Source organism: Dyadobacter tibetensis Y620-1, from assembly GCF_000566685.1.
Classification (GTDB): domain Bacteria; phylum Bacteroidota; class Bacteroidia; order Cytophagales; family Spirosomataceae; genus Dyadobacter; species Dyadobacter tibetensis.
Genome location: NZ_AZQN01000009.1, coordinates 119,884 through 134,311 on the forward strand (window position 1 = coordinate 119,884; position 14,428 = coordinate 134,311).

10 protein-coding genes are annotated in these 14,428 nt (G+C 41.7%); 4 read left to right on the forward strand and 6 right to left on the reverse strand.

Going from position 1 to position 14,428, the window contains the following annotated elements; genetic code table 11:
• Positions 1-70: 70 nt before the first annotated feature.
• Complete coding sequence (locus tag X939_RS0119200; protein ID WP_025764907.1) at positions 71-634, reverse strand: sigma-70 family RNA polymerase sigma factor; 564 nt, start codon at positions 632-634, stop codon at positions 71-73.
• A 1,001-nt stretch (positions 635-1,635) separates the two neighbouring features.
• Here X939_RS0119200 and X939_RS0119205 point away from each other — a divergent pair.
• Both X939_RS0119205 and X939_RS0119210 read left to right on the forward strand, forming a co-directional pair.
• On the forward strand, positions 1,636-3,876 hold the full coding sequence (locus X939_RS0119205) for a T9SS type A sorting domain-containing protein (protein WP_025764908.1): 2,241 nt from the start codon (positions 1,636-1,638) through the stop codon (positions 3,874-3,876).
• Positions 3,877-4,138: 262 nt separating this feature from the next.
• Positions 4,139-4,762: a Pr6Pr family membrane protein gene (locus X939_RS0119210; protein ID WP_025764909.1), complete on the forward strand. Its 624-nt coding sequence runs from the start codon at positions 4,139-4,141 to the stop codon at positions 4,760-4,762.
• Between the two features lie 75 nt (positions 4,763-4,837).
• On the opposite strand, the gene X939_RS0119215 is transcribed toward X939_RS0119210, so the two are convergent.
• Positions 4,838-5,413, reverse strand: coding sequence for a precorrin-2 dehydrogenase/sirohydrochlorin ferrochelatase family protein (locus X939_RS0119215; protein ID WP_025764910.1), 576 nt, complete (start codon positions 5,411-5,413; stop codon positions 4,838-4,840).
• A gap of 218 nt (positions 5,414-5,631) precedes the next feature.
• Here X939_RS0119215 and X939_RS0119220 point away from each other — a divergent pair, with 218 nt between their 5' ends.
• Positions 5,632-7,575, forward strand: coding sequence for an ABC-F family ATP-binding cassette domain-containing protein (locus X939_RS0119220; RefSeq protein WP_025764911.1), 1,944 nt, complete (start codon positions 5,632-5,634; stop codon positions 7,573-7,575).
• Between the two features lie 202 nt (positions 7,576-7,777).
• Positions 7,778-9,082: a type IX secretion system plug protein gene (locus X939_RS0119225; RefSeq protein WP_025764912.1), complete on the forward strand. Its 1,305-nt coding sequence runs from the start codon at positions 7,778-7,780 to the stop codon at positions 9,080-9,082.
• A 264-nt stretch (positions 9,083-9,346) separates the two neighbouring features.
• Here the strand turns inward: X939_RS0119225 and porN are convergent, their stop codons facing one another.
• From porN to porK, 4 genes are all read right to left on the reverse strand, one after another.
• Positions 9,347-10,384 carry a type IX secretion system ring subunit PorN/GldN gene (gene porN, locus X939_RS0119230; RefSeq protein WP_025764913.1) on the reverse strand — a complete coding sequence of 346 codons (1,038 nt, stop codon included), beginning with the start codon at positions 10,382-10,384 and terminating at the stop codon, positions 9,347-9,349.
• Between the two features lie 57 nt (positions 10,385-10,441).
• Positions 10,442-12,034 carry a type IX secretion system motor protein PorM/GldM gene (porM, locus tag X939_RS0119235; protein WP_084299570.1) on the reverse strand — a complete coding sequence of 531 codons (1,593 nt, stop codon included), beginning with the start codon at positions 12,032-12,034 and terminating at the stop codon, positions 10,442-10,444.
• Positions 12,035-12,134: 100 nt separating this feature from the next.
• Entirely contained in the window at positions 12,135-12,947 is an 813-nt protein-coding gene (gene porL / locus X939_RS0119240; protein WP_025764915.1) for a type IX secretion system motor protein PorL/GldL, read from the reverse strand.
• Positions 12,948-13,055: 108 nt separating this feature from the next.
• Positions 13,056-14,123 carry a T9SS ring complex lipoprotein PorK/GldK gene (porK, locus tag X939_RS0119245; protein ID WP_025764916.1) on the reverse strand — a complete coding sequence of 356 codons (1,068 nt, stop codon included), beginning with the start codon at positions 14,121-14,123 and terminating at the stop codon, positions 13,056-13,058.
• Between the last annotated feature and the right edge of the window lie 305 nt (positions 14,124-14,428).

Sequence of the window (14,428 nt, forward strand, 5' to 3'; positions counted from 1 at the left end):
ATGAGTTAACAAATTGTTAAGAGATAAATGCCCAGGACCAAATCGGTGAAGGGGCCAATGGAAACGGTCTTCAGGAGAACCGGTTCTGGAAAGAATTACTGTAGTTACGGAGATATTTTATTGCCAAGCTCATTTGGTTAAGAACAGTCTTCTCAGAAATCTGAAGTAGCTCGGATATCTCTTTGTAAGTAAAAGATTCAAAACGATTTAACTCGAAAATAACCCGCCGCTTTTCAGGAAGGGTATGTACCAGATCTATGATATCCTGGTTCAGTTCCTTCAATATTATTTGCTCCAAAGCATTTGGCATTTCATTTGACTGTTCTTCTGCTTCCTCCAGACATATATAGGGAAGGCTATCTGCTCTACGTTTACATTGAAGGGCTTTATTCTTTACAGATACATACAGGTAAGATTTTAAACTGGTATGGATTTCTAACTCTGCACGTTTGCACCATATGGTATAAAATAGGTCTGCTACCAGCTCTTCCGTAAGGGACATTTCTTGCAAATAAATATTGCCAAAGTTACAGAGAGCAACATAGTATCGATCCATCAGACCAGATAAGGCCTCCTCTTGATTGGCTCTTAATCCTGCGAGCAGTTGTTCATCCGTAACAGTTCGGCTATGCATTTTTTTGAGAATATATAAATTTCAATTCCACCCCTCTACCTTTCTTTACTTTCATAGATTACAAAGAAATAAATAGAGACGATATTCGCTTTACAAAGCAAATCTGTTGAGAGGCAGAATAAAAATTTGGAGGATTAAGCTTTTGTTGTCATTCGAGTCTTTACTGCCGATTTAGATGGCTTGATTTACTCAATCCAATAATTACGGAGATAGATAAATTATAGCAAAGTGAAAGTTTAATCGGATTCAAATTGGAGAAAAGTATATCCATCTTCATTAGCATATCAATTTGAAAACCACCTCATCCATCAGCCTTTCAAACTAATACTATACACTCATACTTTTTAAATAATCTATCCTATAATTTATAGTACTCAAATAGTTAATATATTTTACTATAACTACAATTAACTCATTGACAATACATATTAATTTTAATAGTCATTATACAGAATACTAAATAAAACATATACTTTTCAAATATACATGAACATTACTAGTACATAAAATTTTAGATATAATTTAAGTAAAAAATAGAAATATTAGTTGAATATATAAATAAAACTCTAAACGTTCTCCCCACTAAAGGCGATTTAAACCCCAGCAAAATAGATAATAGCCCCAAAATATCCTTTTTTGAATGAGTTAATCCTATATTTATTAAATCTCATATCAGGTATAGATCTTAACCTTGTTATCTATATTTTTCTATATATAGATTATTTTATTTTGATATTTTCTTACAACTTTATACAAAGTTTTATTTCATTTTTTCAAAATACCTATAATACTTATTAATCACTTAGTATACCAAGTAGTATATATTAATTTAGTGGTAGAATTACTTATTTATAACATAGAATGGTTTTTAATTTCACCATTATTATCCTTCAAGAAAAATCGAGTCAACCTAATCTATCAATTAATCAGTTTAAACACAGATGATCATGAAAAACCGTTTTACAAATTGCTTTTCAAACCTATATAAGTGGACAAATGGAATGTTACCTTGTTCATTATTAATTGCGCTACTTTCATTCACGTCCCTAGCTGCACGATCGCAAAATTGCCCTATTGGGGGTGTCCCCCTAGGTAACCTGACGGACTATTTATTTGTATTCACCGATGGTAACGACGATGCCAACTGGCAGGGAGCAACCAAAGGTTTTGCTGGTAAGGTGGCAGTCAACGGACTGATTGCTTCCGAAAGAACATCTGGCACGGTCCCTTTTAAGGGTGTTATATATACCAATGAATCAAGCTTGAACGCATGGCAGGACATCGTGGACGATAATTTGGGACAAGCCACCGTGGTGGCTAATCAAACTGCAAGGCTTACAAACCTTGATTCTACACTACAGGCAGCTTTCACTTATATCAATGCATTACCGGTAACCCCAGGTTATAATGGGATTAAACCAACTGACCTAGATGGTTTAAATACGACGGATGGCGTAGCACAAACAATTGTTATAAACGTCACGAGTGGTTTTTCAGTGTCGTCCAAAATCAATATCACAGGTGATGCATCAGACGTATTCATTTTACGTTGGGATCAGGATGCCGATTATAGAAATGGATATGATGGTCAGGTAAAGTTTCAAAGTGGAGGCGCCATCGTTCCCCTGGGAGGCCTAAATCCATCTAACTTTATTCATGTCGCTGGAGACCTCAACTCCAGTGGCGGAGGCAGCACCCCTAACAGTCCTTACCCCCAGGGACCCCGAGTAGACAATGGCTCTGGGGCTTTAATTTCTGGTGGGGATGATTTCAGTGGAGGAGGATTCTTTACGGGCTATTGGCTAACAACAGGAAGCCCTTCTGATGGAAAAAACTCCAGTTTGAGCAACGGCATATTTGTCGGAGGTTGGTATACTACTGCCACTAAATTTAGTATGACATCGGGAACAAGTGGTGTATATGTTTCGCCAAACCCATGCCCAGTATCCGTTAGCGGGAATGTTTTTAACGATCCTAATGCTGGCAATGTAAATAACAGCATCTTGCCCGTTGGCCCCAATATGATCACTGAGGGAATAAATGCTTATTTAGTAAAGAATGGCGTCATATTAGCTAAAACTACAGTAGGGGTAGATGGAATATTTAAATTCACCAATGTTCCTAGCGCTACTGGATACACCGTGATGATAAGTAGCACCCCTGCAAATATTGGAGAACCAACTCCAGCGACAACCCTACCCTATCCATGGGTTATCACAGGTGAATATATTGGAACACCCAATACTGGAAATAGTGGCAATGATGGAATAAGTGAAACTTTTAATGTTGCTAATACGGATATCACCCATGTCAATTTCGGAATAGAAAGGCCCTCCACTCCACTGGATGGATTATGTCCCTCTGTAACGAATCCAGGTGGGACGGTACAGTCGGCTGATGCTTCTGAAAAATTCACTGGGACCGATTTCGATGGCGGATTTGTTACACATATTATTATTACGGGATTCCCTGTGCGAGCTAAGAGTCTAGTTGTAAATGGGACATTTTACTTGGCCGATGATCCTATCTGGGCTACTACCGGAATTAAGGTACCTACTACTGAATCAGGAATACCTTTACAAGTAATTACGGTAGATCCTGCAGAGGAAGGTGGAACCACTGTCATCATTCCCTATATCAATGTTGATAATGCCGGGGTTAACTCACCTACATCTGCCACCGTCACTTTGCCGTTTGAAGTACCACTACCCGTTAAATTAATTTCTTTCGAAGCACTGAAAGCTGAAGCAGATATCCTGCTAAACTGGTCAACCGCTGAAGAAAGCAATAGTAATTTCTTCGTGATTGAACGTAGCACAGATGGCCACCAATGGGCAGATCTGGGAATAATCTGGTCCTCAAAGAATAGCAAGGCTGTACAGCGTTACCAGTTCAGAGACACTAATCCAGCATTTGGTAAAAATTTATACCGACTAAAAATGGTGGATCAGGATGAGAGTTTTGCTTACAGTAGAATGGTAGTAGTAGATTCTCCTTTGCAGGTTACCTCACTAAAAGCATATCCCAGCCCGGCCTCAAGGTATGTTCAATTTGAGATTGACGATTGGAGTTCCGTAAACCGGATTAGAGTATTCAATATGTTGGGACAGATTGTATTTACTTCTAAACCATCCACTACTCCCCAAATTAATATACAAACCTTGCCGGAAGGTCTTTATATGATAGAACTTACTAAACAAGATTTCAGCATTTCAGCTGTAAAAATCTTAGTTCGACGATAAGATTTTCAAACCGATTTACCACCATAAAAGTACAATTCCTAAAAGTTCTTTAAAGGGCACACTTTGAAGGAATTGTGCTTTTATGATTTGGTACGTTATATTGTTATCGGTCTTTTATAATTATATTATTACCATTCCAACCCCATTTATAATTTTTTCGATTAATTTAGATAGAAAAACTAATTCTCAAGTTCAGTTTATAAAATCTTTTAGAATAGAATTGAGAAACATAGGAATATGATAGCTAAATAACAAACTAGTTATGCAAAGTAGATTTTCCGCATTTATTGCTGCTGTAGCATGGTTTGCAGTAATTACCCAGTTTATCCTTATGCTTCAAAACCGAATAGCTCCTGTACTTGAAACGACGCTACGGTTCTTTAGTTTTTTTACCATTCTAACCAATACGCTGGTAGCCATTTATTTTACTTATCAATCTTTTAAGAAACCGCTTAGTCCCAACGCTGTCCTGAATAAACCTGGCACCCTAACTGCACTTACCGTCTATATTACGGTGGTAGGCATTGTTTATCAAATAGTGCTTAGGCAAGTTTGGGAACCTACCGGACTCCAGAAATGGGTGGACGAATTATTACATAGCATCATCCCAATTCTGGTAGTCTCTTACTGGTATCGTTACGAAAACATAGCCCAGGTATCTATGAAGCGAATTCCTTATTGGCTAGTCTTCCCTCTTGTCTACTTACTTTATATCTTATTGAGAGGGCATTTATCAGATTTCTACCCCTATCCATTCGTGAATATAGTAGAAATTGGACTCCCTCAGGTTTTGATTAATTCTGCGATCCTTTTTGTCGTTTTTGCCACCCTGTCGGCCGCTTTTATCGGGTTGGGCCGTTTTTTCCAGAAAAGGTCAAGCGAATAATTCCAATCCAACTTTTTGGCCTACCGTCTTAAGAAGAAAACTTTTCGTTTGAGAGTGAAATATCCCTTTCCTTTATTATTTTTTATCTACTAAAACTGAAGTAATTCGGTTCAGCTCTTCTACCTTATAAGCGAAATCCCCACGCAGCATATCACGAACTGCTTTTAGTTGTTCCATAGCTGTTTCTAAGTTATCGGGCAGGGCATCATTAAGCACCTCTTTCAGGCGTTTGGCCATAGTAGGAGACATTCCATTGGTTGAGATAGCCACCTTTAAATTGCCTTTTCGAACCACTGATGATAAATAAAAATCACATAATGCAGGGGTATCGGCCACATTACAAAGCAAATGTTTCTCAGCCGCCAGGGTCTTAATACGTCGATTTTCCTCCTTATCGTTTGTAGCCACCAGGATCAGATCCTTATGTTCAAAGTCCGAAGGGTCAAAACGTTTCGATATCAGCTCTACACCAGGGTTTGCCTCTGCCAGAGCCACGATCTCGTCTCTTATTTGGGGTGCTACCAAGGTGATACGAGCGGTGGGAGCATTATCTAATACGGCGGTAATCTTTTCAAGACCCACATAGCCCCCTCCCACGATTAGCGTATGCAGGTTCTCGAGCTTTAAAAATATAGGAAAAAGATGATTCATAATCAATTGCTAAAATGGTAAGGAGAGTCATCGCTGATACAGGGATCATATGTACTCCCGGTTAGAACCCATAATTTAAACAAAAAAGTGCCCATAAATAGCAATTTATCCGCATTTGGTCCTTAATTCATCAGATCCCCTGAATGGCTGATTTACTATTATAACTATTCCAACAAGCAGTCCTTCAAATTCTGATACATTCGGTGTACCTTTGTGGCATGATCGCGATTACGAACCTCAGTTATTTTCTCGGCGACCGAGCACTTTATGATAGTGCGTCGCTACATATTAAGCCCAAACAAAAAATAGGCCTGATTGGCCTGAATGGTACGGGCAAATCCACCCTTCTTCGGATGATCAACGGCGAGTTTCAGCCAGATGAAGGTAATATTTCTATGTCGGGAGACTGTACCATCGGTTTCCTTAACCAGGACTTATTGTCCTATCAGACAGATGATTCCATCTTATCGGTTGCCATGCAGGCCTTCGAGCGCCAGAATGAGCTACAAGCCCAGATAGACAACATCCTCCATGAAATGGAGGAAAACTATCGGGACGAACTGGTAGACCGGCTGGCACGTGTACAAGACGAATTCGATGCCTTAGATGGATATAGCGTTCAATCCAAGGCAGAAGCTATATTGGAAGGACTTGGATTTGCTACGGCAGATCTAGAGCGCCCCCTTCGCCTATTTTCCGGTGGTTGGAGAATGCGGGTGATGTTGGCAAAGCTGTTACTTCAGAAACCGTCTTTGCTGATGCTGGATGAGCCTACTAACCATTTGGATTTACCCTCGATTCAATGGGTCGAAAAATACGTTCAATCCTACGAAGGTGCTGTCATCGTTGTTTCACACGACAGACAATTCCTGGACAACACCATTGATACCACAGTGGAAGTTTCAGGGGGAAAACTGAATTTATATTCCGGTAATTACTCATATTATCTGGAAGAAAAGGCCCTGAGAAACGAAATCCAAAAGGGTGCTTTTGAAAACCAACAGGCAAAAATCCGTCAAACCGAACGATTTATAGAACGGTTTAAAGCCAAAGCTACTAAGTCCAGACAGGTACAAAGCAGGGTAAAAGCTCTGGACCGGATGGAGGTAATCGACCAGGTAGTCGACGAGGCGGCCAAGGTTCATTTTCGTTTTCAGTTTACTACCCAGCCAGGTCGTCATGTATTCCAGTTAGAAGACGCTTCCAAGGCTTATGGTGATAAGGTGATCCTAGACGCTACCAGTGTTACCATGGAACGGGGCGATAAGATTGCCTTGATAGGTGCCAACGGTCGTGGAAAATCTACCGTATTGCGCATCGTTTCAGGAAGTGAACCCATAGAGGGAAAGAGAAGGTTAGGACATAATGTTTCGTTTACATTCTACGCCCAGCATCAGCTCGAATCGCTGAATGTAAAGCACAATTTGCTGGAAGAGCTTAAATATGCCAATCCAGAAAAAACGGAAACAGAACTACGGACTGTTTTGGGCTGCTTTTTGTTTTCCAGCGACGATGTCTTCAAAAAAATCAAGGTACTATCAGGAGGTGAAAAATCCAGGATAGCTTTGGCGAAAGTCCTTCTTTCTCAAGCAAATTTCCTCCTACTCGATGAGCCTACCAACCACCTGGACATGCAGTCGGTGAATATACTTATCCAGGCCCTTCAACAGTACGAAGGAAGTTATATTGTGGTTTCCCACGATCGATATTTCGTGGAAAATATCGCCAACAAAATTTGGTATATCGAAGATCACCAGATAAAAGAATACCCTGGGACCTACGAAGAATATGAAATCTGGGTGGCAGAAAGAGGTTTGGAGTCGGCTGTAAGTGAAAACGCCACGGTCAGCAGTGCTCCTCCACAAAAACCCAAAAATACAACTGCAGCCCCGGTTGAGGCTCCTACGAAATCTATTTCCAATGAGGACGTTCAGAAGCGTAAAAAAGCGCAAAAATTAGTAGACGAATTGGAAAACAGCATTAATACGCTCGAACAGGAGAAGAAAGTTCTGGAAATCAAACTCGCCAGCCCTGAAATCTATCAGGATCAGGAGGCACTTAACAAAACCAATCAGGCCTACGCCTCGCTCAAGAAACGCCTTGACGATGCCACATCCCAATGGGAAGAAGCGATGATGACCGTCGAAGAATTTGCTAATTAATAATTTACGACCTGCAAAAGACCATTTCCCCGGAGATGGTCTTTTTGTATATACTCCCAGATCCGAAAATCGAATAAATGATTACTCCAGTACGTTACCTATTCGGGAACCGGACACTGATAGCATATCATCCAGTCCTAGCATTTAAACCGTACTCCCCTGAAGGGATTATCAGCTATAGATAACCAATCTTTTACGACGCATGCTGCAAACCAAGAAACTACCAACCCTACGATTAATCTTTGTAATGCTACTGGGTATTCCAGGGTTCTCAAACGGTCAGAGTGAAGAATTGCTTCTTAATGATGCAATTTTCAACTCCAAAATAGCCACTGTTCTTCTTTACCCTGATATTGGCGAACCCGAGAATCCAAAAAGGCTCCTGAGCCCTCCAGTTACATCCCTTCAAAATCCGAACAGTCTCATGTTGGAATTTGACGATTTATCGGGACAATATGATAGCTACCGGGCCAAAATTCTGCATTGTAACGCCGATTGGACCAAATCCAACCTGAATGAAATAGAATATACCTTCGAATATAATGACTATCCCATTCAAGACCAGCAGCAGTCGTTCAGCACGAAGATCCCCTATTTCCATTACAACTTCTCAATTCCGCGTTTAAAACTTTCGGGCAATTATGTGATTGTGGTATACGACCAAGACCGTAAACCAGTGCTGAGCAGGCGATTTATGCTGTATGACCTGAGACTGAATATCAGTGCAGAAGCCCGTTTTTCCCAAGGAATACAGCAACAGTTTACTGACCAACAAATTGACTTTAAAATAGACTATAAAGGTCTGAACCTTGCTGCTCCCCAGTCCGATTTAAAGGTGATTATGCGAAAGAATTTTCGCTGGGATCAGATCCGAACCGGTTTTAAGCCTTCCAACGTCCGTCCCTTTGACAAACTACTTGAATATACTTTTTTCGAGCTGGAAAACACATTTCCAGGAGGGAATGAATTCCGTTATTTCGATAGCCGTTCGCTCACCGGTAGGGGTTATGGAATTTATGAAATTAACAGGACGGTAGATCATACCCAGTTAGTTTTATTCCCTGACAAACCCAGAAACGATGATAGATATATCCAAACCGATGATTTTAATGGTCAATACGTGGTCGATCAAAGGGAAAGTGGTCGGGGAAGTACGGATGCCGATTATACTCCCGTCCTGTTCCGTCTAAAAATTTCGGAAGACCCTACCCGAGATTTCTATGTAAACGGAGCCTTTAATCTATGGAACCTCGACGACCGAAATAAAATGATCTACAACCCCCAGGCTGAAGAATATGAGGTAGAGATCTTAGTAAAGCAAGGGGTAATCAACTACAATTATGTAGCGGTTAATCCCAGCGATCACCATCGGGATGAGACATGGATAGAGGGCGATTATGTAGCGACTGAAAACGACTACGATATTCTCGTATACTACCGCCCCCTGGGAGGCCGATCCGACCTATTGGTAGGCTATAGGACAGTAGAATGGAATAGGAGGCGATGAAAGTCGGTTCTCCTCTTATGGAAATTAAAATAGATTGTAGTTAAACAGGGGGAATAATAACGTTCTAAACTATCCATTTCTCATTCGAATAAATGCAAGAGCAATGGGGACTCAGGAAGCATAATAATAAAGAACCATAACCTTATCACTAGCAAGATAGCCAAATATTGCTGAGCAGTACTGAAAGCCATTACCCATAAACTTGATAAAAAAAGGGGAGTAATCGATAGCGACTACTCCCCTTTTTTAACTAATAAGCAGGTATTAGTATTCCCAAAGTCCATGCTCCAGCTCCATCAATTCTTGCTCATAATTAAGCGATTTGATAAGGGCTTCCTTCTCTCCGCCATAGATGTCCAAGAAGGCCCGATCATTGGCGTTAGAGTACTTTATAATTCTTCCGTAAAACAATCTAAGGTCGAATGCATCCGCCAGATTTTTATTTTGAGCCGTGTTGTGGGTATTATACCAAATGTATTTTTTAGGGTCACTTCTAAATAAACGGTCTACATCCTTATAACGGAATGATGCCACGACCAATTCCAGACCTGTAGCCGTTTGGTCGGAAGGTAACATGATGGTAATGGTTTGGATATCGTTATACAGTCGTGAACGTTTTTTGTCAAAAACCCAGTCCTCTTTAATTTCCAGGAGGGATAGCTGCTGAGGGAAGTATTCTTCCTCAGTAACCATGTTATTTCCAAAGGAATTATCGAAGGATGCTTCTACGCTGGTAGAATCCACCTTAGCCGCTACCTCCGTTTTAGGATCGGCTTTCTTGGTGGTTTTCTTCTTTGGAGGCCCCCAGCCATCGTCTTCGATCGGTTCCTCCTTTTTTGCCGGTGCACCCCAGCCATCATCTGTTACTGCATTGGCCGATTTGGTAGGATCCGTTTTAGCATCACCCCAACCCGCATCTGCTCCTGCAGGAGCGCCAAATCCAGCGGCAAGCTCTTCTTCTGAAAGACCTGCGGCCTGGTTAGGAATGAGCAGGCGTTTATGAAGCTCCTCCTGAGTAAGCAAAGTCACACAGGAATCGGTCCGGTAAGCATCTATCAACCCTGCCTTGGCAGCATCTATCAAGTATCTTGTAATCTCATTATTGGCAGAAAACATGGAGATATTTTGCTTCTCGTTAAGGTCCACCCTTCTCCATAATGTGCGTTTCATCATGATGTCTTCATCACCAATGGGACGCGCCGAAAATTGATTCCCTGTCGTATCTGCACGTTCCTGGGCCGAAACGGCCCCGGCTCCTAGAGTCAGAGACAACATCGTCAATACGATCGATTTTCCATTCATTCTTCTCATATCATGCTTTTATTTTTTCTTTGTTTAAGCAACGTAGAAAAGTCTTGTTTAGTACAAATTGATTTGACGTACCTGGCTTCCCATTTCAACACTGCTCACGGCTCCTTTAAAATTCTGTCTTTCGACTTTCATGATCGTAACTACATAACGATCACCAGGCTGAGCTTGTTGTGCAAGAGATGAAATGGATCCGCCTCCGCTGTTCAAGGTTACCCCTGCAATACGGCGGTTACCCCTGGCAAGTGAAATTTCAACCTGAGAAACCCTGAATCGTGCATCTTCAGGCGAAAAGGTTTTAAAGCTCTCATCAGCAACTGCCAATACCTGTATGCTACGGGCTGCGCTGGCTGATACACCACGGCGCTCATCGAAGCCGGCACCATTGACACGAATTTCCAGTGAAGGCTTAGGCACTCTATTCACCCGGAAGGGTTCAGAACCCAATACATTTCCGCCATTGCTTACAGTAATGTTCAGCTGAGCTTTGCTCGGTACAATTGTAAATTTACCTTTAGCGCCGCTGGGGATGATCTCTCCACCATCGGTAGAAAAAGTAGGAGCCCATAAGGCACCCAATGCCGGGCTCTGAATACTTAGCTTGTTGGCACAACCCAAATATAAAGGAGGAAGTGTACCGGTTTCAATCTGGTAAGAAGGCTTCACCACGAAATATTCCTGCGTCATAGAATAGGTGGTATCACGCCCTGAAGGAGTCGGGATGGTAATGGTACCCTTCAACTCACGACGTGCGATACCCTCCGCATTATATCCACCGCCTTGAGCAGTAAATTCGATTAGCCCTACTCCGTTCTGAACTTTTACCGGCGCACCATTCAGGCTCATCCGGGGGGTCAATCCACTCGCTGAGGCAGCGATAAACATTTGCCCTTTAAATTTGGTACCAGCCACTACAGTTTTGGCATCAGCACTCACCATAGCCAACACTCTATCAAATTTGATATCTGCAGCACCGACCTTGCTCGCCAGGTAATTCAAAGCCTCTCCTTCCATACGGCGGACATCCGTCTGCTTCTGGCTAAGCACAGCCAAGGCTGCTGCTACAGGAGTCTGGGCAAAATTGAGCTCAGCAAAATCCTTGTTTTTTTGTTCTTTATTATCTCTGGTAATGGGGTCGTCTTTACCATCCAGAGCCAGAGGTTGAAATTTATTGGGAACCATGCTGTTCAACTCAGTCACATACTGGTTCAACGTCTGCTTCAGCTTATAGGCTTTACCATTTTTCTGGCCACCGATCATCATTTCGGCAACCTTACCTTCTTCCTGGGGATTTTTAATACTGCCCTCTTCATTAAGGCCACCACCAGCTGTTGTGATCAGCTCCTGCTTTAGGCTGTTGAGCTCATTGATCAGGGCTATGGATGTTTGACGCACCTCATCGGCTTGCTTCATCACCGCCACATCTGCCGCCCGGTTACCCGATTTTTCGACAGCGGCCTTGATTTTTAATACCGTTTCCTGGTTTAATTTATTGGCTGCTCCGGAAGACAGCTCCAGAGAATTGTTCAAGAGAATGAATTTTTCGATGATGGCTGAACTTACCTGCAATGCGAGCATTGCCATAAGTACCAGATACATCATTCCAATCATCTTTTGACGGGGAGTTTCTTTTCCACCTGCCATATTGTTCAGTAATCAGTTATCAGTGATTAATTAGTTTAGATAAACAAACATTTAAAAGGGATCTCAGCAGATATTACAAATGGTTGTTAGGGGTAAGTCCTTAGGCATTGCCGCGCATAGCCGTCAGCATATTACCATAAATACCGTTTAAGGACGATATATTGGTCGTAAGCTTGGACATTTCGTTTTTGAATACCTGCGACTCCTTGGTAGCATCAGCCATATTTTCCATTGCTGTGGTCAGATTACCATAGAAAGCATTCATGGCTTTAAGATGCTTGGTAGTATCTTGTAATTCCAGTTCGTATACCGCATTAAGGGCACCCATATTCTTGGTAATTTCCTGAAACTGTACCCGGTAACTCTGTGCATCTTTGGTAGCGTCAGCCATAGAAGACATAGCCGTAATGGCTACTCCATACGACTTATTCATTTCTCCTATTGAAGAAGATGCCGATTTTACGTTCTTGGCATATTCGTTTGTAGCAACAGTGGCATCGGTTAGATCAGAAATTTTACTTACCGTTTCCGACAGATTTCGGAATCCCTTACCCAGACTGTCAAACACTTCCGGGGAGAGCTTGGCATTATCAAGCATATTATCCAGCTTAGCCGTTACGCCACTGCTAGGTCCTGCACTACGAGAAAGAGGGGCACCGCTATAGTCATCGGCTAATTCAGGATAAACCTTGGTCCAATCGGGATCCTTATCAACGGGCTGAACAAAGGTCTGTAAAGCATATACTAAGAAGATTACTACTTCAGTTCCAAGACCTATGGTCAACATAGGACCACCACCGTCCCAGTGCTGGATTTTGAATAAAGCTCCTAAAATAACAACGGCAGCACCAGCGCTGTATATGGTTGGTACGAGTCTGTCCCAAAAGAAACTAGGTCCGCTTTTCTTAGCCATAAATAAATGTAATCAGTTACAGTGAATAATAAGGAAAAATAGATATATAAAAACATATATTAGCCAAGGCAGTACCTTGCCAATAATTAAGATTAGGCATGCAGATGATTAACGACGTCCCCGGGCACCACCTCTGTCATTGACATTATCCATTACACAACGGAAGCCAATAAAAGCACGGGTTTCTGTTTCGAATTCATAACTTCTGGTACCAGTCTGAAGATAATAAGCAATATCTTTCCATGACCCACCTTTGATTACCTTGCGAGGTTCATCAGGGTTGTCATATCTAGGGTTCATATCCCATACTATTGCTGTAGCGTTGTCCGTGTAAGCATCCAAAGTCCATTCAGCCACGTTTCCAGCCATATTATACAGGCCGAAGTCATTGGGATTGTAGGCATTGGCGGGGGCAGTATACGGATACCCATCGGCATCATAATTCCCTCTTTGAGGCTTGAAGTTAGCAAGGAAACAACCCTTAGCGTTCATGGTATATGGATTACCCCAAGGATATTTGGCAACAGCACGCCCTCCACGAGCCGCCCACTCCCACTCCGCCTCCGAAGGCAATCGGAAGCCTGTAGAGTTAAATTGCCCTTCCTGATTTTGAAAATCGTGTAGAAGATTGGTCCTCCATTTGCTGAAATACTGTGCTCCTAGCCAGCTTACCCCTACCACGGGATAGGTATCGAAACCAGGATGCTGATAATAATATTCCTGAAAAGGATCACCATTTGAATATGCGAAGTCCTTTTTCCATACCGTGGTATCCGGATAATACTTTGACATAATCTCTTCTTCACCTAATACAGAGATAGAATCTACCAGAAGGGCGTCTACAAACTGTCTGTATTCATTATTTGTAATTTCCGTATCATCCATAAAGAAGGAGCTGATGGTAACACGGCGATTCATATTGTTCATCGAAGAGGCAATGTCTTCATCAGCCTGTCCCATGATGAATGATCCCGAGGGGATTACCACCATACCAGCAGGTGTCGATTGCTTAAAACCTTTTCTTGCTGTAGCCGTAATTTCACCATTTGAGATACCGCTTTCCTCTTTCCCTCCCCCAAACTTGTTCTTTACAAAACTACAGCTCTGCATCAGCACAATTGCAGCCAGTAAAAACAAGCCTTTGATTCCATCCCGATAGAATACTTTCACATTCATAGTGGTTCTTATATTTGAGTATTAAATGTCAGCCTAAAAACGTCGGCTAGTGTTTATATAGTATACCTTAAAAAAAACAAAAGTAACATTCTGATTAAAAGGAACTACCATTTTATCTAAAATTAGGCTTTAAATCAGTTTTACCCCGTATTTAACAACCCTTTTGATATATGCCAAGGATAATTTTCCAAAAACAATATCGCAAATATAAATTAAAGTTTGCCAAACTATTGCCATTACCTCCAGTCGCTGAGCAGAATTTAATTTATCATCGTTACGCTATATTACTATTTGAATATAGAATA

Coding starts and splice junctions, on each gene's coding strand:
- X939_RS0119200 (WP_025764907.1), bottom strand. CDS start 634: ATGCATAGCCGAACTGTTACGGATGAACAACTGCTCGCAGGATTAAGA.
- X939_RS0119225 (WP_025764912.1), top strand. CDS start 7,778: ATGCTGCAAACCAAGAAACTACCAACCCTACGATTAATCTTTGTAATG.
- X939_RS0119210 (WP_025764909.1), top strand. CDS start 4,139: ATGCAAAGTAGATTTTCCGCATTTATTGCTGCTGTAGCATGGTTTGCA.
- porK (WP_025764916.1), bottom strand. CDS start 14,123: ATGAATGTGAAAGTATTCTATCGGGATGGAATCAAAGGCTTGTTTTTA.
- X939_RS0119215 (WP_025764910.1), bottom strand. CDS start 5,413: ATGAATCATCTTTTTCCTATATTTTTAAAGCTCGAGAACCTGCATACG.
- porM (WP_084299570.1), bottom strand. CDS start 12,034: ATGGCAGGTGGAAAAGAAACTCCCCGTCAAAAGATGATTGGAATGATG.
- X939_RS0119220 (WP_025764911.1), top strand. CDS start 5,632: ATGATCGCGATTACGAACCTCAGTTATTTTCTCGGCGACCGAGCACTT.
- porN (WP_025764913.1), bottom strand. CDS start 10,384: ATGAATGGAAAATCGATCGTATTGACGATGTTGTCTCTGACTCTAGGA.
- X939_RS0119205 (WP_025764908.1), top strand. CDS start 1,636: ATGTTACCTTGTTCATTATTAATTGCGCTACTTTCATTCACGTCCCTA.
- porL (WP_025764915.1), bottom strand. CDS start 12,947: ATGGCTAAGAAAAGCGGACCTAGTTTCTTTTGGGACAGACTCGTACCA.